Source organism: Bordetella genomosp. 8 (assembly GCF_002119685.1).
Taxonomy (GTDB): domain Bacteria; phylum Pseudomonadota; class Gammaproteobacteria; order Burkholderiales; family Burkholderiaceae_B; genus Bordetella_C.
This window is the reverse complement of record NZ_CP021108.1, coordinates 2,019,706-2,042,282: the sequence shown is the minus strand read 5'-3', so window position 1 is coordinate 2,042,282 and position 22,577 is coordinate 2,019,706. Positions and strand designations below refer to the sequence as shown.

The window sequence follows — 22,577 nt, the reverse complement described above, 5'->3', positions numbered from 1 at the left end:
TTTACTCCGCGGGGGCGCTGGCGACCTTGCTATGGCGGGTCAGGCGTACGGGAGGCACGCGGCGCACGAACCACAGCGACAGGATGCATATCGCCAGCACGATGATCTGTCCGTCATGGATGGCGCCGACCAGCGACACGCGGGCCGCCTCGAGATAGGCCGCGCCGTCACGGCCCACGGCGGCCACCTGCTGCAGGAATTGGGCTTGCGCGGAAGGATTGACCAGTATCTGCGGATCGTCCAAGGCATCCAGCCAGCGCGTCGCCTGGCCACTCTCCAGGGACGTACGCACGCCGCTGACATAGCTGTGGTTGACCATGGTGCCCACCACCGCGGTACCGACCATGCCGCCGACCATGCGCAGCGACTGCAGCAAAGCGGTGGCGATGCCCAGATGCGCGCGGCCCGCCGTCTCCTGCGCGAAAACCGTCAGGTTGGGCATGATGAAGCCCAGGGCCAGTCCGGCGGCCAGCATATAGGTGGCGATGAGCCAGCCCGGCGTGTAGCTGTGGGTGGAAATGACGCCCGCCGTGGCCAGGCACATCAGCAGGAACCCGACATACAACATATTGTTCGGGTTCTTGATCCGCGTGACGATGCGGCCGTTGGCGATGCTGCCCACGGTGATGCACACCACCATGGGCGTGATCAACAAGCCGGCATCCTTGGGGGATAGCCCGAAGCCGCCCTGCAGCAGCAGGGGCGCGTAGAAAAGCAGCGAGAACATCGACACGCCGACCAGCAGGGCCAGCACGAACAAGGGCGCGAGGCTGGCATTGCGGAACATGTCGAAAGGCAGCAGCGGCTGTTCGCAGCGCCGCTCCCACCAGAACAACAGTCCGAAGGCCACCACGCTGGCCGCGGCCAGCGACACCGTCACGCTGTCGACGCCCTTGCCCGGCAAGAGCTCCACCACCAGCTGCAGGCCCCCGAGCGCCAGCGCGATCAACAGCGCACCGGGCCAGTCCAGACGGATTTTCTGGTTGGGGTCGCTGTGCCGCAGGTGCGGCAGATGCCGGCAGGCGAAGTACAAGCCGAGGAGACCGACCGGGATGTTGACGTAGAACACCGAACGCCAGCCGTAGTACTCCGTGAGGAACCCGCCCAGCGACGGCCCGACCGCATTGGCGATGCCGAAAGCCGTACTGAACATGACCTGCCAGCGCAGGCGCACGTAGGAATCCGGAAACAGATCGGGTATGCACGCGAACGCCGTTCCCACCAGCATGCCGCCGCCTATGCCTTGCAGCGCGCGCGCGATCACCAGGAACAGCATGCTGTCGGCGGCCCCGCACAGCGCCGACGCGGCGGTGAATACCACGATGGCCGACACGACGAAGGGCTTGCGGCCGTAGTAGTCGCCCAGGCGCCCGAAGATGGGAACGGTGATAACCGAGGTCAGCAGGTAGGAGGTCGCCACCCACGCATACAGGTCGAAGCCCTTCAGTTCGGCGACGACGGTGGGCAAGGCAGTGCCGACGACCGTCTGGTCGATGGCCACCATCATGACCACGAAACACATGCCCAGCATCGCCATCAGCGATTGGCGGAACGGCAACACCTGGCCGGCGGAGTGCGGCGTGGCGGGAGCGCGGGGAGCCATTTTATGGATGCATCAATAATTGATCTATCAAAGATTCTAGCGCAAGCGGCGCGAAACGTCGAATGCCCCCGCGGCGCGGGGATAGCAAGGGGGCGCGGCCAGGCTCGGCCTGCAAGTCCGGGGTGCTACAGTAGCGCAGCCCCCGCCATCACAAGGAATGCGGGGGGCGTACATGCCCCCGCAACGCGCAAGGCCCCATGCAAGAAGTCCTGGACGATCTGGATCGCCGGCTCATCGCGCTGTTGCGCGATAACGGCCGCTTGAGCACCGCGACCCTGGCGAAAAAATTGTCGGTGTCGCGCGGCACCGTTCATAACCGCATCGATCGCCTCGTGCGCGGCGGAACCATCCTGGGCTTCACCATACGCCTGCGTAGCGAAACCGAGGACGAAGGCGTCCGCGCGATGACGCTGATAGAGGTCAGGGGAAACGAAACCGATGCGGTGCTATCGGCACTGCGCCGCTTGCCGGAGGTCGTGCAGGTTCATTCGACCAGCGGACGTTGGGACCTGGTCGCGGAAATCCGCGTGCAGGATCTGGCCACCTTCGACCGCGTGCTGCGCGACCTGCGGCGCATCAAGGGCATCGCCAACTCCGAGACCAACCTGCTATTGGCCGTGTACAAGTAGCGATGGCGACGCCGCGCACTGGCCGGCCCCCGCCTACGCCGCAACGCGCAGCGCGTTGCCGTTTCCGTCCAGCGCGAACGCATACAGGTCCTTGGGATCCTCGCCAGTCGCGATCAAGGGCAGCGCCATGCCGATGCCATGCTTTTCCGCCAGCTCGGCGACCAGGCAGAGCGCCGAATAATCTTCCAGCGCGAAGCCCACCGAATCGAACACCGTGACCTGCCGCGCGGACTCGCGACCGGGCTGCTGGCCACCCACTACCTGCCACAACTCCACGACCGGGAAATCCGGCGGCAATTGCTGCACGTCGCCTTCCACGCGCGACTGAGGCTCATATTCGACGATCACGCGTGCCTGGCGAAGGATGTCCGGATGGATTTCGGTCTTCCCCGGGCAGTCGCCGCCCACGGCATTGATATGCATGCCGGGCTCGATCATGTCTGGTGTCACGATGGTGGCATAGGCTTTATCGGCCGTCACCGTCGTGACGATATCGGCGCCGCGCACGGCCGTCGCGGTATCGCGAGCCACGACCACGCGCAAGGCGGGCGCGGCCGTCGCGAGGTTGCGCCGCAGCTTGGCGGTCGCCTGCTCGTCGACATCGAATATACGGATCTCATCGACGCCCAGCATGTCGTGGAAAGCGATGGCCTGGAATTCGCTCTGCGCGCCATTGCCGATCAGGGCCATGGTGCGCGAACCGGGCCGGGCCAGGGCCGCGGCGGCCACGACCGAGGTGGCGGCCGTGCGCATCGCGGTAGTCAGCGTCAGCTCGGCAAGCAGACGGGGATAACCCGTTGCGACATCGGCCAGCACGCCGAAGGCCATGACGGTGGGCAAACCCAGCGCCGTGTTGCCAGGATGCCCGTTGACGTATTTGAAGGCGTAGCGCGCGGCGTCGGACACCGGCATCAATTCGATGACGCCGACGTCCGAATGCGACGCCAGCCGGGCGGATTTTTCGAATTCGGGCCAGCGCAGATAATCAGCCCGTATACGTTGCGCCAGCTCGCGCATGAAAGGGGCGATGCCGACCTGCCGCATCAGCGCGGCCATCCCGGGAACATCGATCAATCTTGTCATGTTTTTCTCTTTCGCTTGAACGGAAGAGAATCATGACCGTGACCCGGATTAACGAAAAGCCAGCAAGATGCCCACAAGTGTCGATCCGGCTGACGCTATGACAGGCGATTCTGCCATAACGTCAGCAGCGACGAGGGTGCCATCATGCCGGCGGCTTTTCGTTCATCAGGCCATACACCCACAGCCGCATGCCGTCCCAGCCGCGCGACAGCATCCCGGCGGACTCCACGGCTTGCAGGGCGACGATGGGGTAGCTCTGGATCGTGCGGCCGTCGATCTGCAGATCCGCGGTGCCCACCTGGCTGTCCAAGGGCAGCGGCGCGATCAGCGGCCCCTGCCGATTGACGATTTTCTGCAGCTTCGGTACCCATGCGCGCGGCACGGTGGCATAGACGTCGCGATCGAAACCCACCGGCACCTGTGCCTGCTGGCCCTTCCACACCGTGGAGTTGCCCAGCGACTGGCCCTTGGCATAGAGCTTCACGGTTTCGTAGTTCTGGAAGCCCCAGTTCAACAGCATGCCGGTGGCCGCTGTCCGCACCTTGTCCGACGGCGTACCCATCACCACCGCGATGAGGCGGCGCTGCCCCGCCGCGCCGGGACGCACCGCGGATGCCACCATGCAATAGCCGGCCGCCTCGGTATGGCCGGTCTTGCCGCCATCGACCGAGGGATCGCTCCACAGCAACCGATTGCGATTGGGCTGGGTGATGTTGTTGAAACGGAATGACTTGACGTGGTCATAGCGCACGTAAAGATCCGGGAAATCGCGGATCACGCGCGAGGTGAGTGTCGCCAGGTCACGCGCGGTGGAATAGGTTTGCGGATCCGGCAGGCCATGCGGACTGTTGAAGTGCGAGGACTTCAGTCCCAGGCGTTCGGCGGTTTCGTTCATGCGCTGCACGAAGGCAGCCTCGGAGCCGGCGGCGGCCTCGGCCAGCGCGACCGCGGCATCGTTGCCCGATTGGATCAACAGGCCCGACAGCAGATCGTCGATGCTGACGCGCATGCCCGGCTCCAGGAACATCTTGGAGCTTCCCGGCGCGACCTTCCAGGCGTTCGCCGAAATGGTCACCATCTGATCGAGGTTCAGCGTCTTGTCGCGCAGCGCCTGGAAGATCAGGTACGACGTCATGATCTTGGTCAGCGACGCGGGTTCCACACGCTCGTCGGGATTATTGGAAGCGATGACCTGCCCACTGGTGGCGTCCAGCAGCAGCCACGACCGGGCATCCGGCGTAGGCGCGTCAGGGGCAGGCGGCAAGGTGGACGCGGCCTGCGCGGGGGCGGCGGCCTGCGGCGACGAAGGGGTAGTGGCGGGAGCCGCGGCCAGGACGGCATCCGTGGTGCAAAGGACTGCGGCGGACCACAAAACGACAAGTAGCTTCTTAGACATTCTTTACAAAAATTCCACGGATTGGGGACGAAAAAGCCGTGAGCCTTAGTCCATCGGTAGCGAATAAGGTTCAGTCACGCATGAGTGTCCGGGCCCGACATGCATCGTCTGTTGTACGGCATGGGCCTGTCGTACGGGAGCCGTAGTACGTCCATCTGATACCCGACAGGGATGAGGCTGCCTAGACTGGGCACTCATCAGCGAATAACCCATATGTCCGGGCCACGTTTCCCGGGCGCAATGTTAACCCTGGACTTAGGGAGGATGCGATGGCGGCGATCTGGGAAATAGCGGTGGTCGAGGACGGAGCCGTGTTCTGGCTCGAAACCGGACATCGATACGTGGCATGCCGCTGCACCACCGACGTCCTGCGACGGGTGGAGCGCAGCACCGGCCTGAGCGGCGTTGCCGCGCTGCGCGCCGCCGAAGATGAACTGGTCGAAGAAGCCAGCCGCCGCCTCGCTGAACGCGAAGACCTGCCGCTGCGCCTGGCCTACCACGATTAACGCATGCGCCCGCGCTCAGTGCCGCGCGGCGACGGCGAGCACGCGCCGGGCGAACAGCCAGGCAACCGCCAGGAACACGGCCAGCCCCAGCCAGGAGGCGATGGTCGCGAATCCGGCACCGACGATCGCCATGGGCGCTTCCTTGCCGCTCGCACCGATCACCGCGGCCATGACGACGCCGACCAGGCTCTCGCCCACGATCAAGCCGGACGCGATCAGGGTACCGCGGCGATCCACGGCCTCGGCGGCCGCGGCGTCCGCCTGCCCCGCGTCGATCCGGCGGCGCAGGCCGCGCGACACCAGCCATGCCAGCACGGCGCCCAGCACCAGGGGCGCGCTCACCGTGGGTGGCAGGTAGATGCCGATGCCCACGGCCAGGACCGGCATGCGCGCGGTCTTGCAGGTGTGCTTGAGTATCTGGTCCACCACGATCAAGGCGACACCGACTCCCATGCCGATCACGATCATTGTCCAATTCAATTGATGCGTGAATATGCCGCGCACGATGGCGAGCATCAGCGTGGCCTGCGGCGCTGACAGGACCTGCGAGGGGTCCATGTCGGCGCGCGGCAAGGCGTCCGCGAAACCGTAGGCGTTATAGAGCAGCTCCAGTATGGGCGAGATGACCACCGCGCCCGCCACGCAGCCTATCAGCAACGCGACCTGCTGGCGCCACGGCGTGGCGCCAACCAACCAGCCGGTTTTCAGGTCCTGCAGGTTGTCGTTCGAAATAGACGCCACGGCGATCACCGCGGACGTGGTGAAGATCGCCACCGCGATGGCAAGCTGCCGTCCGGATTCAGTTGCCAGCAATCCGTCGTGACTGGTGATGGCCAATATCAGCAGCGAGACCAGCACAATGGCCACGATGCCCACGCCGGAGATCGGGCTGGTCGACGAACCGACCAGGCCCGCCATGTAGCCGCACGCCGCGGCCACCAGCAGGCCGAATACGAAAGCAAAGACGACCGCCGCGGCGACCAGCCGCCACGTCAACGCAGCGGCCAGTGGCGCGCCGGACAGGAAGGCATGGAAAGTCAGGACCAGCACGACCACCATGGCCAGGCTGATCATCGCGATCCAGTAGCCCGGCAGGTCGCGATCAGTGCGGGGCACGTCCCTGCCGCCCTGCCCCTGTCGCGCGCCCATGGCGGAAAACGTGGTCTTCAGCCCCCGCGCCATCGGGGCGGCCAATGTCGCCAACGTCCAGATGGCGCCGACGCCGATCACGCCCGCGCCGATGAACCGTACCTGTGAGGACCACAGGCTCGTGGCATAAGCCGCCAGCGTCGTGCCCGCGGGCATGGGATGCAGCGCCGTCAGTACGGGTACGGACACTCCCCATGCGATCAGCAGTCCCGTCAGCATTGCCAGGCCCGCGACGATGCCGATCAGGTAGCCGGCACCCAACAGGGCCAGGGAAAAGCCCATGGGGATGTGGAAGATGGCGGCTCCCGCCGAAAACCAGATGCTGACGCCGTCGCCCAGCACCCGCAGCCCGCTGCTGGCGAAGCTGACCGCCGCCGCGACCACGCCACCGGTGGCGATGTCCGCCAACCCGGTACCCTGGCCGCGACGTGCGCCGCCGTGGCTGACGGAGGCCGACGCGCCCACCCGCAGGATTTCCGCCGCCGCCACGCCCTCCGGATAAGGCAGGTCGCTCTGCACCACCATCACGCGCCGCAGGGGAATCGTGAACATTACGCCCAGCATCCCGCCCGCGGCGCAGACGGCCAGCGTCAGCCAGAAGGGAAAACCTTGCCAGTGTCCCATCATCACCAGCGCGGGCAGGATGAAGATCACCGCCGACAAGGTGCCGGCCGCGGACGCCTGGGTCTGCACCATATTGTTTTCCAGGATGTTGGCATCGCGGAACAGGCGCAACACCGACATGGAAATCACCGCCGCCGGGATGGCCGACGAAAACGTCAGGCCCACCTTCAAGCCCAGATAGACATTGGAAGCCGTGAACACCACGGTGATCAGCACCCCCAGGATGATGCCCCGCAACGTCAATTCGGGCAGCGAGGCTTGATCTGGAATGCGTGGGTTCTCTGTCATATCGGTCTGCGGGCCATGTACGAAACGGGCGATTTTATCCGTGGGGCAGCCGGACACAGCGAATGGGCCGGCGACCCCACCCTTCGGGGATCACGGTTATTTACCGCAGCATTTCCCGAGGAAGAGGTCCGACCAGTTGCAAGGTTGTATCGAGCCGTATACGAGGGTACGCCAAGCTGATCGTCAGGATAGTCGTGAAGCCAGACAAACCAATGCTTTGCATCTGCGTGCATACAAAAATGCAAGGAGCATTACGTTACAGAGGCGGACCGCCCCCGGCGTTTGTACTAAAGAGTGCTTTGGTACTGTTGCGCGTCGCTTTTTGCGGTAACGCAGCATCCGTACGAGCGAACGTAGCGCAATTGTCGCCACGGCTTCGGCCGTGGCGTTTTTTTCTTATGCGGCGATTTTTTCGCGTGGATGCCGGATGGCCGATATCAGCAGGATGGCCGTGGGTAACAGGCCGCACCAGAAGGAAAACTGCTTGAAGGCCAGGGCGCCGATAATGGCGCCCACGGCAAAACCTGCCACGGCGGGCACCATCTTGCCGAGTCGACGCCGTATCGACGCGCGCGCCTCCGGCGACGCATTGCGCAGGTCGACGGCGTCGATGACGATCTGCGTCGTGTTGCCCGTCATGATCGTGGTCGGACCGGCCTCTGACAGCACCGTACGGGACATGGCGTTCTGTATGCCCATTGCCGCGACGCCGAGCATGCCGCAGATGACGACCACCGGCGCGCCAGGGTCGGTCATGGGTTGCGCGGCAAGGCCGGCCGCCGTGAACAGGGCCAGCAAGACGCCCTCCATGCCGAACAAGATCGGCACGACGGGCATCCCCCGGCGACGCAGGGATGCTTCCAACAACCGGGTGCCGCCCACAGCCACCACGAAAACGGGCAATGCCAGCAGTTTGGCGAGCAGTCCCTCCGACGCACCGATGAGCTGGACGCCTATCATGACGAAGTTGCCGGTCACATGGGCGGTGAACAGGCCGAACAGCGCCGCGAAGCCCACGACGTCGACGTAGCCCGCGGTAAACGACAGCAACCAGGCCGGCGGGTCTGCCGCGGCAGCCGTCGGGGACGCGGCCTTCATGGTGGGGGACGATCCGGGCGGCTGCGCCATCATGGCTGCTCCTTGCCGCTATCGCAGGCCGCCGCGACACGCGTCGATTCCGCGGGCGGGGCCCCGGTTATCTTGGGCACGCACTCCTGCCGGAACCAGGCCGTGGTGACCGGTTCGCCGGCGATCATGCGCTTGACGGGCGGCAGCACCTGCTCACCTATCAGCATGCCGAGCAGCCCTATCAGCGCGATGGCTGGCGGAGCCGGAGAGCGCACGCCCAGCAACGAATAAATGATGCCCACCAGCACGCCCGCACCCAGGGAAATCAGATAAACCTTCATGTTTCGGCTCCGGTGTTGAGGCGGCGGTTCAGATCGTGCCAGGCCACCAGCAGGAAGGCTCCCACCAGTCCCAGGTGTTCGAAGAAGGCGTTCGCCATCATGAATCGGGCGTCGGGCGGCGCGCTCCAGAACCGCAGCGCCAGGAAGGTGGCGGCAAGCGTGAAAGCCGCCAGCGCCAGGGCACCCAGCCAGCGCCGCCAGCCTGACAGTATCATCGCCGAAGCGCCAAGCTCCAGCGCGATGACCGCCGCGGCCAGGGGCGCGGCAGGCGCCATGCCGAAGTGCTGCATCTCGGCGACCGCGCCGGCGAAGTCGAACAGTTTGACCAGCCCGCCCTGCAGGTAGGCGGAGCAGAGCAGCAGCAAGGCCACCCATTGCAGGGACCGCGGCAGCGCGCGGCCGCCGTGCCTTGTCGGGATCGCGTGTGATCTTTCCATGGTGGGTCTCCGCGATCCGTCAGAACGCCCAGCAAGAGCAGCCCAGCGCCCCCCAGAAGGTCGACGCTTCGGCCGTCGGCGTGCCCGCGAGCCACGAACGCGCATGCGCATGGCCATGGACGCCGCAGCTGTTCGCGCATCCGCACATGGTTTTCAAGGCCGCCTGGGCGCGCGCCGGCGTCCGCGGCTGGTAGCCGCCGTGGTGCCGCACCGGCGACCAATCCGGCATGGCCGGCGGGATCTCGGGCGCATGCTTGTCGAATTCCTTGTCGCCATAGACGACTTTGCCGCCGAGCACGGTCATCACGGAAGTCATGTCCTGGATCTCGTCGCCCGGCACGGAGAAGTAATCCGCCGACAGCACCGCGAGATCGGCCAGTTGGCCCACCTTGATCTGGCCTTTCTTGCCGACCTCGGACGAGAACCACGTATTGGATTCCGTCCACAGGCGCAGCGCCGTTTCCCGATCCAGCACATTGGCCTGGGGATACATCGCCAGGCCGCCCACCGTCTTGCCGGTGGTCAGCCAGTAGAGCGATACCCAGGGGTTGTACGACGCCACGCGCGTCGCGTCGGTGCCGGCGCCTACCTTGACGCCCTTCTCCAGCATCTTCTTGACGGGGGGCGTGGCTTCGGCCGCCCTGGCGCCGTAGCGCTCCACGAAGTACTCACCCTGGTAGGCCATGCGGTGCTGAACCGCGATGCCGCCGCCCAACGCGGCGATGCGGTCGATGTTGCGGTCGGAGATGGTCTCCGCATGGTCGAAGAACCAGTTCAGGCCATCGAACGGCACGTCGCGCGCAACCTTTTCATAGACGTCGAGGGCGCGCGAGATCGTCTCGTCATACGTCGCGTGCAAACGCCACGGCCAGCGCTTCTCGGCCAGCAGGCGGATCACGGGTTCCAGGTCGCCCTCCATGGAAGGCGGCATGTCGGGCCGCTCCACGCGAAAGTCCTCGAAGTCCGCCGCCGTGTAGACCAGCATTTCACCGGCGCCGTTGTGGCGGTACAGGTCGTCGCCCTGCCCTGGTTTCACCGACGCGGTCCAGGTGCGGAAGTCGGCGAGTTCTTCACGGGGCTTCTGCGTGAACAGGTTGTAGGCCAGGCGCACCGTCAGTTGGTTCGCCGCATGGAGCTGCTCGATGACGGCATAGTCATCGGGATAGTTCTGGTAGCCGCCGCCCGCGTCGATGACGCCGGTGACGCCCAGGCGATTCACTTCACGCATGAAGTGGCGCGTGGAGTTCAACTGATACTCCAGCGGCAGCTTGGGCCCCTTGGCCAGCGTCGCGTACAGAATCGTGGCGTTCGGCTTGGCCAGCAGCAGGCCGGTGGGATTGCCCTGGGCATCGCGGACGATTTCGCCGCCCGGCGGGTTGGGCGTGTCCTTGCCATAGCCGACTGCGCGCAGGGCCGCGCCGTTCAGGATCGCGCGGTCATAGAGATGCAGGATGAACACCGGCGTGTCCGGCGCGGCCGCGTTCAATTCGTCCAGCGTCGGCAGGCGCTTTTCCGCGAACTGATGTTCGGTGAATCCACCGACCACGCGCACCCACTGCGGCGCGGGCGTACGCGCCACCTGGTCCTTCAGCATGCGCATCGCGTCCGCCAGGGACCGCACACCGTCCCAGCGCAGCTCCATGTTGTAGTTCAGCCCGCCGCGGATGATGTGCATGTGGCTGTCGATCAGGCCCGGAATGACGCGCCGGCCGTTCAGGTCGATGACCTGGGTCTGGGCGCCGGCGAGCTTCATTACCTCATCGCGGCTGCCTACGCTGGTGAAGCGGCCATCCTGCACGGCGACGGCGTCGGCCTGCGGATTGGCGCGGTCCAGCGTACTGAACTTTCCATTGACGAGAATCAGATCCGGCGCGGACGGGGCGGTCATGGCAAAACTCCTGGAACCAAGTGCGGCCGGCGCGGCAGCGGCACCGGCGAGAAACTGGCGGCGGTTGACGGGAGACATAGGCGTTGACTCCTTGAATGTGGCGGCACGAAGTCATCGATACCGACGAACCGCCGCGCCGCCTGCTGGCGATTAGTGCCGCGCAAGATACCGTGCGTCGCCAGTGCGGTATTGGACAAAAATGCGCGGATCGGTACAAAACCGCGCTCTCCGTCCCGCCGCGCCCGGCCTCACCCCAGCGGGCTTATTTCAGCCGCCAGCGGGCTGGCGAATAGCCGGTGAACTTCTTGAATACGCGGCTGAAATGGCTTTGGTCCGCGAAACCGCAGGTGGTCGCCACGGCGGCGATATGGCCGTCGCCGCGCAATAGCTCCTTCGCCATCTCGACGCGCGTCTTCAGCATCCATTGATGGGGGGTCAGTCCGACCGACTGATGGAAAGCCTTGGTGAAATGCCCGGCCGAAATGCCACAATGCGCGGCGATTTCCTCGACGGAGATATTGCTGGCCGCATGGTGCCGCATATAGTCGAGCACCCGCCGCTGCTGCGACGGCGTCAGCGCCGGCACCGACCGGCCGCGGCGGACGTCCTGGCCGTAGGTGGCCAGCAGATGGGCCATCATGGCACTGGTGATGTGCGACACGAACAGGCGGCTGAACGCCGATTCCGCATGCAGCGCCGGCGCCAGCGCGACGGCCAGCGACTGCATCGTGCGGTCGATCGCCCCTGCGGGATTGCGCAGCACGAAGCCGCGCCCGGCGCCGTTACGGGCGGCGAATTCGCGCAGGTCGTCGTGGCTGAGCTGGATGCGGAAGTTGTCGAACGCGGACAAGTGGTGGCACTTCCACTCTTCTTCCATATTGGTGATGGCCAAGCCGCCGGCGTGATGGGCGCCCTGATAGACCAGCTTGCCCGAACGCCATAGCTTGTGCGAGCGGAACGGCCTGGCCTGCACGATGATGGAGGTACGCTTGGCGACCGGGGCATCGATAGGCATCGGCAAAGGCGCCACGGATTGCGCTCTTTCGATGTGAAAAAGCCCCGCGTCCAGTTTCCATATCCTGCGCGCCGCCGATCCGGGGGTATCCGCCAATGCCATGCTTATTCGATGCCTGGGTAAGACAAGGTTCACATATTTAAGCAGGAAAAGAATCTGGCCGGAAAAAAAGAAAAAGGGCTTACAACCGGAAGTTGTAAGCCCTCGATTTGTTGGTAGGCCCCCCGAGAGTCGAACTCGGCACCAACATTATGAGTCGCTGATGCGCTGTAGGCGTATGCCGGGGGCTTTTCTTATAAGGGAAAAGTCCTCCGCCGCAGACACACCCTATGCTTGTTCTGCGCCCGATGTGGCAAACTTTCCCCACTAGCTTGCCGCTCTTCGGGGCGGTCTTTTTTGAGCGTAGAATTCGCGGATGCCAAACAGGGGCCTCCATGAATGACCCTCTCCATGTCGGCGGTCATGCTCGCCTGGACTTCATATCATCCCTACGGGGATGGGCGGCGCTGTATGTGGCGCTCCTGCACCTGACATTCAACTCTCACGGTGCTGTTTCTGCCCCTGATTGGCTCAGGCCGGCAATATCGTTTGGGGGAACGGCGGTTACCCTCTTCTTCGTACTAAGTGCCTTCACGCTAGCCATGTCCATGGATACGCGCAGAGAGGATGCACCGGTTCGGAATTTCTTCATCCGCCGATTTTTCAGGATCGCGCCCCTTTTCTATGTCTGGGTGATCGGGACAGCCCTGATCGGATATTGGCTTTTCGGGGTGTCGCCAACCGGCAATGCCATCCTTTTAAACGTCTTGTTCCTATTCAACCTGGCGCCTGGCTACGAGTGGAGCCTGGCATATTCTGGGTGGTCAATCGGGACGGAAATGCTGTTCTACGTTCTGTTCCCGCTCGTGTTCGCTACCAGTCGAAGCCTTAAGTCGTCCCTGGCATGGCTCATTGCAACCATCGCGGTCGCGCAGGCCTGGAGGATAGCAACGGGGGGAATCTCGTACCCATACCCTTATACCAGCATCGTCAATCAGATGCCGGTGTTCATCATAGGGGTGATCGCCTACCATCTATACCGCACGCTTCCACGGTCACGAATACTGGGCCTATGGCTTATCGCGGCGGCATTTGGAGGGTTCTGGCTCCTGGCTTACCCGTTTGAGGTCAAGCAGATTGGCCATTCCCTGTACCTGCGAGCAGCCTTTTGCGCTGCTCTGATCCTTGGATTGGGCATGGCACCTATTCGGGCGATGGTCAACCCACCCTTGGTCTTCGCCGGCAACATCAGCTATTCGATTTATCTAACGCATGCAGCGGCCTGCCTGCTGGTCGAGCGTGCAGCGCCATTCGTCTATGGGAAGCTGCCGGCACTCGTGGCCTACCCAGCGATGTTCGGCCTCCTTCTCGTCATCGTGATCCCGGTATCCTATGTGTCGTTCTTGCTTATCGAGAAGCCAGGGATTCGGATGGGCGACCGGATTATCAAATCACTTCCCAGCAGCGGCTTTCTTCGCCTCGACCGTCGCGCCAAAGTAGTAGCCCATGACACTCCCGGAGGCTCCGCTGAGGGCGCCGAACAGGATCAGCAACGGCTCTTTGCTGCCCTCCGAGAAGGCGACAAGCCAGCGTAGCGATCAACCAGCATGTCGACCTGAACACCGTGGGCGCGATCCTGAGGCACAAGAGCGCCCAAAGCACCAAGCGCTACGCCCACGTGGCCGCCCGTTCGTTACGAGATGCAGTGGCGAGGACTGGCAAGAAATGCCCCAGCACCCAAAAGAAAAAAGCGGCCTAAGCCGCTTTAAGTCCCTGATTTAACTGGTAGGCCCCCCGAGAGTCGAACTCGGCACCAACGGATTATGAGTCCGCTGCTCTAACCAGGCATGAGCTAGAGGCCCTTATTGATCTTTTATCCTGCTTGCGGGCGCGCCCTTACCCTTATTGGCCTTCCAGGAAGCTCTTGAGCTTGTCGGCACGGCTGGGATGACGCAGCTTGCGCAAGGCCTTGGCTTCTATCTGGCGGATCCGTTCGCGGGTGACGTCGAATTGCTTGCCGACTTCTTCCAGCGTCTGATCGGTGCTCATTTCGATGCCGAAGCGCATGCGCAAGACCTTGGCCTCGCGCGGAGTCAGAGAGTCTAGCACTTCCTTGACGACGTCGCGCATGGAACCATGCAGCGCGGCATCGGAAGGCGCCAGCGTCGCCGTATCTTCGATGAAATCGCCCAGGTGCGAATCGTCGTCGTCGCCGATGGGGGTTTCCATGGAGATCGGTTCCTTGGCGATCTTCAGGATCTTGCGGATCTTGTCTTCCGGCATGTCCATCTTCTGCGCCAGGGTCGCGGGATCGGGCTCGGCGCCCGTTTCCTGCAGGATCTGGCGGCTGATCCGGTTCATCTTGTTGATCGTTTCGATCATGTGAACCGGGATACGGATGGTCCTGGCCTGGTCGGCGATCGAACGCGTGATGGCCTGGCGGATCCACCACGTGGCATACGTGGAGAACTTGTAGCCGCGACGGTATTCGAACTTATCCACCGCCTTCATCAAGCCGATGTTGCCTTCCTGGATCAGATCCAGGAATTGCAAGCCACGGTTGGTGTACTTCTTGGCAATGGAAATCACCAGACGCAGGTTGGCCTCGGTCATTTCGCGCTTGGCCTTGCGAGCCTTGGCTTCGCCGGTGGCCATGCGCTTGTTGACTTCCTTCAGATCCTTCAAGGGCAGGACCACGCGCGCCTGCAGGTCGATCAGCTTCTGCTGCAGTTCCTGCACAGCCGGCACCTGGCGTTCCAGGGTTTCGGCGTACGGATGGCCCGCGGCGACTTCTTCCACCACCCACTGGAGGTTGGTTTCGTTGCCGGGGAACACCTTGATGAAGTGCGAGCGCGGCATGCCGGCGCGATCCACGCAGGTGTGCAGGACGGCGCGTTCCAGCTGGCGCACTTCCTCGACCTGGTTGCGCAGGGTGTCGGCCAGACGCTCCACCATCTTGGCGGTGAAGCGTATGCCCATGAGTTCATTCTGGATGGCTTCCTGCGCCTTCAGGTAGGCGTCGGAACGATAGCCGTTCTGTTCGTAGGCCGAGCGCATCTTTTCGAATTGCTTGGCGACTTCGTCGAACTTGGCGAGCGCCTTGACGCGCAGGTCTTCCAGCTGCTTGCTGCTCATGCCGCCGGCCGGACCGTCGTCGTTCTCGTCCTCTTCAGCCGTGACGCCGGCGCCGGCGTATTCCTCGCCGTCTTCCGGATCGACCAGGCCGTCGACGACTTCGTCGATCTGCGCCTGGCTTTCACGCACGCGGGTGACGTGGGCCAGGATTTCGTTGATCGTGGTCGGGCAGGCGGAGATCGCCATGACCATGTGCTTCAGGCCATCCTCGATCCGCTTGGCGATTTCGATTTCGCCTTCGCGCGTCAGCAGCTCGACCGAACCCATTTCACGCATGTACATGCGGACGGGATCGGTGGTGCGGCCGAAGTCGGAATCCACCGTGGTCAGCGCGGCTTCGGCTTCGTCCTCGACGTCATCGTCGTTGGACGCGACCGGCGCGTTTTCGCTCATCAGCAGCGTTTCGGCGTCCGGGGCCTGGTCGTAGACCGCGATCCCCATGTCGCTGAAGGTGCTGATGATGCCGTCGATGGCTTCGGCGTCAACCAGGTCATCGGGCAGATGATCGTTGATTTCGCCGTAGGTCAGGTAGCCGCGGTCCTTGCCCAGCTTGATGAGCTGCTTGAGGCGGTTGCGGCGCGCTTCGTATTCTTCCGCGCTGACGGGACCGCGAGCGATCAGATCCTTGGGATCGCCCTTGCCGCGCTTGCCGCCGCGCTTGACCGGCTTGAGCTCGGGCAACACTTCGCCTTCGCCGTCACCGGCGTCGCCGAAGTCGGCATCGTCGTTGTTCTGGTTCTTGGCGGGCCGGCCGGGGCGGCGGCCGCTGGGCACGGACGCGGGGCGACCGACCAGTTCGGCCAGCTTGTCTTCGGCTTTCTTCGCCTTCGCGGCCTTCTCGGGCGTATCCGCCTTGGCGGCTTTCTTCGCGGCGGGCGTCTTCACGGCAGCGGACTTGGGCGCAACCTTGACGGCCGCTTTGGCCGATGTCTTTTCCGCCGCCTTGCTGGCAGCGCGCCTGGCCGTTTTGGCTTCTTCGGCCATTTCAACTGCAGAGGAGGTTTTGCCGATGGATTTGGTCATAGTCGCTTCCGTGGTCGTTGCAGGCGAAAAGCCTGCCGCACCGCTATCGACGGCCCGGGCTATGCCCCGGCCGGGTCAAGACGCGTACTTTTAAAACTAACAACAGTGCTTGGGAATCGGCCGTACGTCACGACCCATGCGCGAAGATTGCAGAAAGCCCTCCAGGGGCGAGGCTGCGAGCCGTAAATTGGCGTAGTGCAGCACCTTGTCTTGCAGTCTTCCGGCACATGTGCCGCGGCTTCCGTCCCATCCCCGATCCGTCACGCGGGAATTTCCGTCCCGCGCCAACCGATCAATTGGGCCCTGCCTTTCCTGATTTCTGGTACCTTGGGTAATGCCGTGTCAATGCTTTGTTACGTTGCCTTCGGTAGAATGGCTGCAATCGTCTACGACATAACCCTTAGCTAGACAACGCATCCCATGCGGTACCGCACTTCCGTGAACACCAGCCGTCACACCCGTCGGCCACATGGAACACGCGGACAACACGCGGACCACACACGTCGTACTACAGCGGACCACATCATCCCAATTAGACAAGGCCGGCACCGGTCTGGTTCTCGATCTGCCTCTGGTTTAATTCCACTCGGGTTTATTCCGTTCAGGCCGGCGCTGTATTGCAGTCCAGGGCTCCGCTTTGCGGTGCACCGTCAGGAAAACCCTTGATTTTACCCTATTGAGCTGCTGCCGGCATGCTTAATTGCGGCCAAACGCCTCGAAAGTTCCTGATAACGGTCCCGATCCTCTTCAGTTTGCAGCCCTGACCGCGCCAATTCGTCGATTTCGGCCCGGATGGCCACGAATTCGATGCGGTGCAAGGCATCATCCCATTCGGCCTGCGGGTCGGGGAGCTCTTCCTCACCCACCAGGTCGGCGCTCATGCTGCGAAGCACCAACTGGATGTCCGACTCAGGTTCCGCCGCTTCCAGAAGCGCACCCAGGTGGCGCGCCCCACTGCGCTGCGCCAGGACCACCAGATCGCGCACCATACCCAGATGGGGCCCGTGATCCAATACTTCAAGCTGTTGGTCCCCCATGGAATCGACCAGCTCGGGATGCGACAACAACAGCCGCAGCAGCCGTTTCGCCATGGTCGGCACGGGCCGGCGCGGTTCGACCACGCCACCCACCTTGTCCCTGTCGTCCCGGCGAGACCATTTGCCGCCCTGCCCACCCTGCCCACCCGCACGGCCGCCGCTGTTGAACCCGCGACCGCCGAAGCGGCGTTTGCCTTCGCCGCCCCCTGGCTCCCAGGCCGGCTCCGCCATGCCATCGGCGATAGGCTCATAGGAAAAATCGGGCGGCGCATGACCGTCCATGTCCATGTCGAACGGCGCATCGGCGTCGTGGCGGGGCACTCCCCCAGCCGCGCCATGGGCGACCGCCGCCGGCATCGGGTGCGGCGGCGTGGATTGCGCCAGGGCCTGGGCGACTTCTTCCGGCGTCAATTGCACCAGCTTGCCCAGTTCGCGTTCTATCTGCGTTTTCAGCCCGCAGGCGGGAATCGCGGCCAGCAAGGGCTTGGCCTCATGCATGCAGGCAGCCCGGCCTTCCGCTTCGGCCAGGTTGTGGCGGGAAGCCAGCTCGTCGAGCAGGAAGCGCGACAAGGCGGTCGCCTCACCCAACGAGGCGCGGAAGGCCTCGGCGCCGAACTCCCGGACGTAGGAGTCCGGATCATGCTCCGCGGGCAGGAACAGGAAGCGAAGATTGATATCGTCGCGCAGCACCGGCAGGCAGGCCTGCAATGCGCGCCATGCCGCGCGGCGCCCCGCCTTGTCGCCATCGAAGCTGAACACCACGCGGTCGCTGGCGCGCAAAAGCTTCTTGACGTGGTCCGGCGTGGTCGACGTGCCCAGCGTGGCGACGGCATTGCCCAGGCCCAGTTGCGCCAGGCCCACCACGTCCATATAGCCTTCGACCACGATGACCTGGCCTTCGGTGCGTATGGCCTGCCGGGCTTCCCACAGGCCATAGAGCTCCTGGCCTTTCGAAAAGATGGGCGTTTCCGGCGAATTCAGGTACTTGGGCTCGCCCTTGCCAATGATGCGGCCGCCGAAACCGATCAACACGCCGCGCGCATTGCGGATGGGGAACATGACCCGTTCCCGGAAGCGGTCGTAGCGGCGCCCGTCTTCGGCCTCGATGACCAGGCCCGATTCGACCAGCACGGGATCGTCATAGCGGCTGAATACCTGGGCCAGGCCCTGGCGATCGGTGCCCGACCAGCCCAGGCCGAAATGCCGGGCGATCTCTCCCGTCAGCCCACGCTGTTTCAGATAGCGGATCGCCGGCGCGGACGTGCGCAGTTGCTTCAGGTAGAACGCCTGGGCGGCTTCCAATACCTGGGTATGACGCGAGACTTCTTCTTTGCGCCGCGCCGATTCGGCGCGCTGGCGGGGGCTGCGGTCTTCTTCCGGTACGGCCATGCCGGCGGAACCCGCCAGCGTGCGTACGGCTTCCGGGAAGCTGGCGCCGGTGTGCTCCATCAGGAAAGTGATGGCACTGCCATGCGCGCCGCAACCAAAGCAGTGATAGAACTGCTTGGTGGGGCTTACCGTGAAGGAAGGACTTTTTTCGTTGTGAAAGGGGCACAGGCCCAGGAGATTGGCCCCGCCCTTGCGCAACTGCACATATCGCCCGACAACATCGACAACGTCGACTCGGGCGAGAAGTTCCTGTATGAATGAGTCCGGGATCAACCGACTAGGATCGATTGAGATCGATCCGGAAAATCAATACAGGCGCGGGGGCAGCTGTTGGCTACGAATCCGCTTGTAGTGGCGCTTCACCGCGGCGGCGTGCTTGCGCTTGCGTTCCGCCGTGGGCTTCTCGTAGAACTCGCGCGAGCGCAGTTCGGTCAGGAGACCCGTTTTCTCGATGGTGCGCTTGAAGCGGCGCAGGGCAGCTTCGAACGGTTCGTTTTCCTTCAGACGGACAATAGGCATAGGTTTGAACGAGAGTTGGACAGATGTCACGGACAAAGATGTCACGGGCCAGGCCTTCAACGGAAGGAACAAAGCCCGCTCGGTAACAGGAGATTCTAGCACGGCCAGGATCAGGACGTCGAGCCTTTCCTGGTCCAGGCTTCCAGTTGATGGGGGCGCAGGCTGTCGTATTCCTCGAAAGGCTGGTGTATCCACGGATTGGTCATCAGCTTTTCGATGTAGTAATCGGGGACAGCTTGGGAGTGGCCCTTCCACCACAGAACAGCGCTGCGCAGTTCCGTGATGGCGGGGAATTGCTGGCGCAGATGCTCCAGCACCCGATTGAAGGTCAGGCCCGTGTCGACCATATCGTCCACCAGCAGGACCCGGCCCGACAGGGTGCCGCGGGTGATGGTGATGAACTGGGCGATATCCAGCGTGCCCTGCTTGGTGCCGGCCGCCTCACGGTAGCTGCTGGTGGCCAGGATCCCCAGCGGCACATCGAAAATACGCGACAGCACGTCGCCCACCCGTACCCCGCCCCGCGCCAGGCAGAGGATCTGATCGAACTTCCAGTCGGACTGGTAAACCTTCAGGGCCAGCTGTTCGATCAGGCGGTGGTACTCGTCCCAACTGACCCAGAGGTCTTTGTCGGTACTGGGCAAAGCCATGGCGATACGCTCCTAGCCTTTCAAGGGGTGGCGCAGGACGATGGTTTCGGTACGGTCCGGGCCGGTGGAAACCAGGTCGATCGGCACTTCGCACACCTGCGCGACGCGCTCCAGGTAGGCGCGCGCGGCAGCAGGCAGCTTTTCGTATTCGGTGATACCCACCGTGGACTCCGACCAGCCCGGCAGCTCTTCGAATACCGGTTCGGCCTGGGCAACCTGCACGGCGCCATAAGGCAGCACGTCACGGAATTCGCCATTGACGCGATATCCGACGCCCAGGCGTATCGTTTCCAGCCCGTCCAGCACGTCCAGTTTGGTGATGCACAGCCCGGAGATGCCGTTCAGGCGCACCGAGCGCTTCAGCGCGGCGCCGTCGAACCAGCCGCAACGGCGGGGGCGGCCGGTCACCGAGCCGAATTCCTTGCCGATGTTGGCCAACCGGGCGCCCACCTCGTCCAGCAGTTCGGTCGGGAACGGGCCCGAACCGACGCGCGTGGTGTACGCCTTGGTGATGCCCAGCACGTAGTCCAGGGACTGCGGGCCGACACCGGCGCCGGCCGCGGCCGCGCCGGCGATGCAGTTGCTGCTGGTGACGTAGGGATAGGTGCCGTGGTCGACGTCCAGCAGCGCACCCTGGGCGCCTTCGAACAACAGGCGCTGGCCGGCCTTCTGGGCGGCGAACAGGTTGCTGGACACATCGCGGACCATGGGGGCGATCGCCGGCGCCAGCGCCATGGCCTGGTCGCGGACCTGGCTGGCCGACACGGCCTGCCCACCCAGATACTGGGTCAGCACGAAGTTATGGTAGTCCAGCAGCTCTTCCAGCTTCTGGTCGAAAAGCGCGGGCTCGAAGAGATCCTGCACCCGCAGCGCGCGGCGCGCGATCTTGTCTTCGTAGGCCGGGCCGATGCCCCGCCCCGTCGTGCCGATCTTGCCTTCGCCCTTGCGCTGTTCGCGGGCCTGATCGATGGCGACGTGGTAAGGCAGGATCAGCGGGCAGATCTCGGAAATCTGCAGGCGCGAACGGACGTCCAGGCCGGCGGCTTCGAGCTCTTCGATTTCCTTGAGCAGCGCTTCCGGGGAAAGCACCACGCCGTTGCCGATGTAGCAGGTCACGCCGGCATGCATGATGCCGGACGGAATCAGGCGCAGGATGGTCTTCTTGCCGTTGATCCACAAGGTATGGCCGGCATTGTGGCCGCCCTGGAAACGCACGACGCCGTGGACGGACTCCGCCAGCCAGTCGACGATTTTTCCCTTGCCTTCGTCACCCCATTGGGTGCCGATGATGACTACGTTCTTGCTCATGATCGAAAATGAATATCGAGTTTCGCGGCAAACCGCGGATTCCGTCGGGCCCTCTTGCTGAGGGATGAGTCAAAGATTGCGAATCGTCCAGGCGCCGTCCAGCAGCGCCAATTCGCGGTCGCAGATGAATTCGTCCTGGTCGTGCTCATGGCCCGGCAGGACCTGCACGACGATTTCACCGGCCTGCCGCAAGGCCCGGACCGCCGCGACCAGCGCGGCATCCTGGCCCCAGGGCGCCCGTACCGCCCGCGAGCGCTCCGCCGGTGGCAACCCGGCAGCCAGCTTGCGCAGGTCCAGGCTGAAGCCGGTCGCGGGCCGGGCGCGACCGAATACGCGGCTGATGTCGTCGTAACGCCCACCGCTGACCAGCGCATCGTGCCAACCTTCGGCATACAGGGCGAAGGTCACGCCGGAGTGGTAGCCATAGCCGCGCACGTCCGCCAGGTCGATGCTGGGACGCAGCTCCGGCAAGGCGCGCAACAGGGCTTCGAGCGCGTCCAGGGCCTGCGCGATGCCCGGCAGCGGCGGCAGTTCCGCGCGCGCGCGCGCCAGCGTACCGATATCACCGTACAAGCCCGTCAGGGCGCGCAGGGTTTGTATGGTCTGCGCGCTGGGACCGTCCGGACGACGACCCAGATCCAGCAAGCCCGGGATATCCTTGTCGCGCAACAGCGAATGGATCAGCGAACCATGGGGCCGCGCCGCCGGATCGGCGTCGATGATGGCCCGCACCACCCCGGGATGGCAGAGGTCGAGGCGCGGCTGCCGCACCCCGGCGATCGTCACCGTGTCGAGCACCAGCCGGAGGATTTCGATATCGGCTTCCACGCCCGCATGGCCGTAGATTTCGGCGCCGATCTGCAGCAATTCACGGTTGGACAGGAGATCCGCCGGCCGCGCATGCAGGACCGTCCCGCAATAGCACAGCCGCGTCACTCCGGCGCGGTTCAGCAGGTGCGCGTCGATGCGCGAAACCTGCGGCGTCATGTCCGCCCGCACGCCCAGCGTCCGGCCCGAAAGCTGATCGACCAGCTTGCTGGTGCGCAAGTCCAGATCGGTGCCGGTGCCGGTCAGCAGGGAATCTATATATTCCACCAGGGGCGGAGCGACCAGCTCGAAACCGTAAGTGCGGTACAGATCGAGCAGTTCGCGACGCAGTTCCTCGATGCGCCGGGCCTCCGCGGGCAGAATGTCCGCCAGACGCTCCGGGAGCAACCAGTTACCCATGTTCTTTACCTGATCTTGCCTGAAGAAGAAATACACGCCACGCCGCGCGATACCGGTAGCGGCATCGCAGGGGCGGCGCCCATGCGAAACGCAAATGAAACACTAAAACCAAACACCCAAACGAAAAGCGGCTGAGGGGCGTAAGCCCGCTCAGCCGCTGCGGAATGTTTTAAAGCTTACGGGGTATTGTACATGGTTCGGGCGAACGCGCCAGCCCGTGTAC

At 64.0% G+C, this 22,577-nt stretch carries 18 protein-coding genes and 1 tRNA gene; 3 read left to right on the top strand and 16 right to left on the bottom strand.

Annotation, left to right across the window (positions count from 1 at the left end; genetic code table 11):
• Nucleotide 1: 1 nt before the first annotated feature.
• Nucleotides 2-1,603, bottom strand: a complete 1,602-nt coding sequence (locus CAL12_RS09360) for an MDR family MFS transporter (protein ID WP_086064237.1) — start codon at nucleotides 1,601-1,603, stop codon at nucleotides 2-4.
• A 197-nt stretch (nucleotides 1,604-1,800) separates the two neighbouring features.
• On the opposite strand from CAL12_RS09360, the gene CAL12_RS09355 reads away from it, so the two are divergent.
• Entirely contained in the window at nucleotides 1,801-2,232 is a 432-nt protein-coding gene (locus CAL12_RS09355; RefSeq protein WP_086064236.1) for an Lrp/AsnC family transcriptional regulator, read from the top strand.
• A gap of 33 nt (nucleotides 2,233-2,265) precedes the next feature.
• On the opposite strand, the gene CAL12_RS09350 is transcribed toward CAL12_RS09355, so the two are convergent.
• Together CAL12_RS09350 and CAL12_RS09345 are read right to left on the bottom strand one after the other, a co-directional pair.
• Nucleotides 2,266-3,315: an ornithine cyclodeaminase gene (locus CAL12_RS09350; protein ID WP_086064235.1), complete on the bottom strand. Its 1,050-nt coding sequence runs from the start codon at nucleotides 3,313-3,315 to the stop codon at nucleotides 2,266-2,268.
• 142 nt (nucleotides 3,316-3,457) lie between these two features.
• Entirely contained in the window at nucleotides 3,458-4,711 is a 1,254-nt protein-coding gene (locus CAL12_RS09345) for a D-alanyl-D-alanine carboxypeptidase family protein (protein ID WP_086064234.1), read from the bottom strand.
• Nucleotides 4,712-4,980: 269 nt separating this feature from the next.
• On the opposite strand from CAL12_RS09345, the gene CAL12_RS09340 reads away from it, so the two are divergent.
• Nucleotides 4,981-5,217 (top strand): hypothetical protein, encoded by a 237-nt coding sequence (locus CAL12_RS09340; protein WP_086064233.1) that lies wholly within the window; start codon nucleotides 4,981-4,983, stop codon nucleotides 5,215-5,217.
• 15 nt (nucleotides 5,218-5,232) lie between these two features.
• On the opposite strand, the gene CAL12_RS09335 is transcribed toward CAL12_RS09340, so the two are convergent.
• From CAL12_RS09335 to CAL12_RS09310, 6 genes are all read right to left on the bottom strand, one after another.
• The gene (locus CAL12_RS09335) at nucleotides 5,233-7,278 is read right to left on the bottom strand and encodes an OPT family oligopeptide transporter (RefSeq protein WP_086064232.1); all 2,046 of its coding nucleotides are present in this window, start codon (nucleotides 7,276-7,278) and stop codon (nucleotides 5,233-5,235) included.
• Between the two features lie 396 nt (nucleotides 7,279-7,674).
• Nucleotides 7,675-8,376 (bottom strand): YoaK family protein, encoded by a 702-nt coding sequence (locus tag CAL12_RS09330; protein WP_086067776.1) that lies wholly within the window; start codon nucleotides 8,374-8,376, stop codon nucleotides 7,675-7,677.
• A 29-nt stretch (nucleotides 8,377-8,405) separates the two neighbouring features.
• Nucleotides 8,406-8,687 carry a XapX domain-containing protein gene (locus CAL12_RS09325; protein WP_086064231.1) on the bottom strand — a complete coding sequence of 94 codons (282 nt, stop codon included), beginning with the start codon at nucleotides 8,685-8,687 and terminating at the stop codon, nucleotides 8,406-8,408.
• Entirely contained in the window at nucleotides 8,684-9,124 is a 441-nt protein-coding gene (locus CAL12_RS09320) for a DoxX family protein (protein ID WP_086064230.1), read from the bottom strand. The genes CAL12_RS09325 and CAL12_RS09320 overlap by 4 nt, the downstream gene beginning before the upstream one ends.
• Before the next feature lie 19 nt (nucleotides 9,125-9,143).
• A complete protein-coding gene (locus CAL12_RS09315) occupies nucleotides 9,144-11,012 on the bottom strand; it encodes an amidohydrolase (RefSeq protein ID WP_232464756.1) in 1,869 nt (622 codons plus the stop codon).
• 262 nt (nucleotides 11,013-11,274) lie between these two features.
• The gene (locus CAL12_RS09310) at nucleotides 11,275-12,027 is read right to left on the bottom strand and encodes a helix-turn-helix domain-containing protein (protein ID WP_157792929.1); all 753 of its coding nucleotides are present in this window, start codon (nucleotides 12,025-12,027) and stop codon (nucleotides 11,275-11,277) included.
• 434 nt (nucleotides 12,028-12,461) lie between these two features.
• Here CAL12_RS09310 and CAL12_RS09305 point away from each other — a divergent pair, with 434 nt between their 5' ends.
• Nucleotides 12,462-13,661 carry an acyltransferase family protein gene (locus tag CAL12_RS09305; RefSeq protein WP_157792928.1) on the top strand — a complete coding sequence of 400 codons (1,200 nt, stop codon included), beginning with the start codon at nucleotides 12,462-12,464 and terminating at the stop codon, nucleotides 13,659-13,661.
• 188 nt (nucleotides 13,662-13,849) lie between these two features.
• Here the strand turns inward: CAL12_RS09305 and CAL12_RS09300 are convergent.
• The 7 genes from CAL12_RS09300 to CAL12_RS09270 all read right to left on the bottom strand — a co-directional run bounded on the left by CAL12_RS09300 (nucleotide 13,850) and on the right by CAL12_RS09270 (nucleotide 22,354).
• Nucleotides 13,850-13,928 (bottom strand) — tRNA-Ile (locus CAL12_RS09300).
• Between the two features lie 40 nt (nucleotides 13,929-13,968).
• Nucleotides 13,969-16,224, bottom strand: a complete 2,256-nt coding sequence (gene rpoD / locus CAL12_RS09295) for an RNA polymerase sigma factor RpoD (protein ID WP_086064226.1) — start codon at nucleotides 16,222-16,224, stop codon at nucleotides 13,969-13,971.
• Nucleotides 16,225-16,892: 668 nt separating this feature from the next.
• Entirely contained in the window at nucleotides 16,893-18,923 is a 2,031-nt protein-coding gene (gene dnaG, locus CAL12_RS09290; RefSeq protein ID WP_086064225.1) for a DNA primase, read from the bottom strand.
• 33 nt (nucleotides 18,924-18,956) lie between these two features.
• The gene (rpsU, locus tag CAL12_RS09285; RefSeq protein WP_006218592.1) at nucleotides 18,957-19,169 is read right to left on the bottom strand and encodes a 30S ribosomal protein S21; all 213 of its coding nucleotides are present in this window, start codon (nucleotides 19,167-19,169) and stop codon (nucleotides 18,957-18,959) included.
• A 110-nt stretch (nucleotides 19,170-19,279) separates the two neighbouring features.
• A complete protein-coding gene (locus CAL12_RS09280; protein WP_086064224.1) occupies nucleotides 19,280-19,819 on the bottom strand; it encodes a phosphoribosyltransferase in 540 nt (179 codons plus the stop codon).
• A gap of 12 nt (nucleotides 19,820-19,831) precedes the next feature.
• Nucleotides 19,832-21,127, bottom strand: coding sequence for an adenylosuccinate synthase (locus CAL12_RS09275; protein WP_086064223.1), 1,296 nt, complete (start codon nucleotides 21,125-21,127; stop codon nucleotides 19,832-19,834).
• A 69-nt stretch (nucleotides 21,128-21,196) separates the two neighbouring features.
• Nucleotides 21,197-22,354: an ATP phosphoribosyltransferase regulatory subunit gene (locus CAL12_RS09270; protein ID WP_086064222.1), complete on the bottom strand. Its 1,158-nt coding sequence runs from the start codon at nucleotides 22,352-22,354 to the stop codon at nucleotides 21,197-21,199.
• Nucleotides 22,355-22,577: the final 223 nt, after the last annotated feature.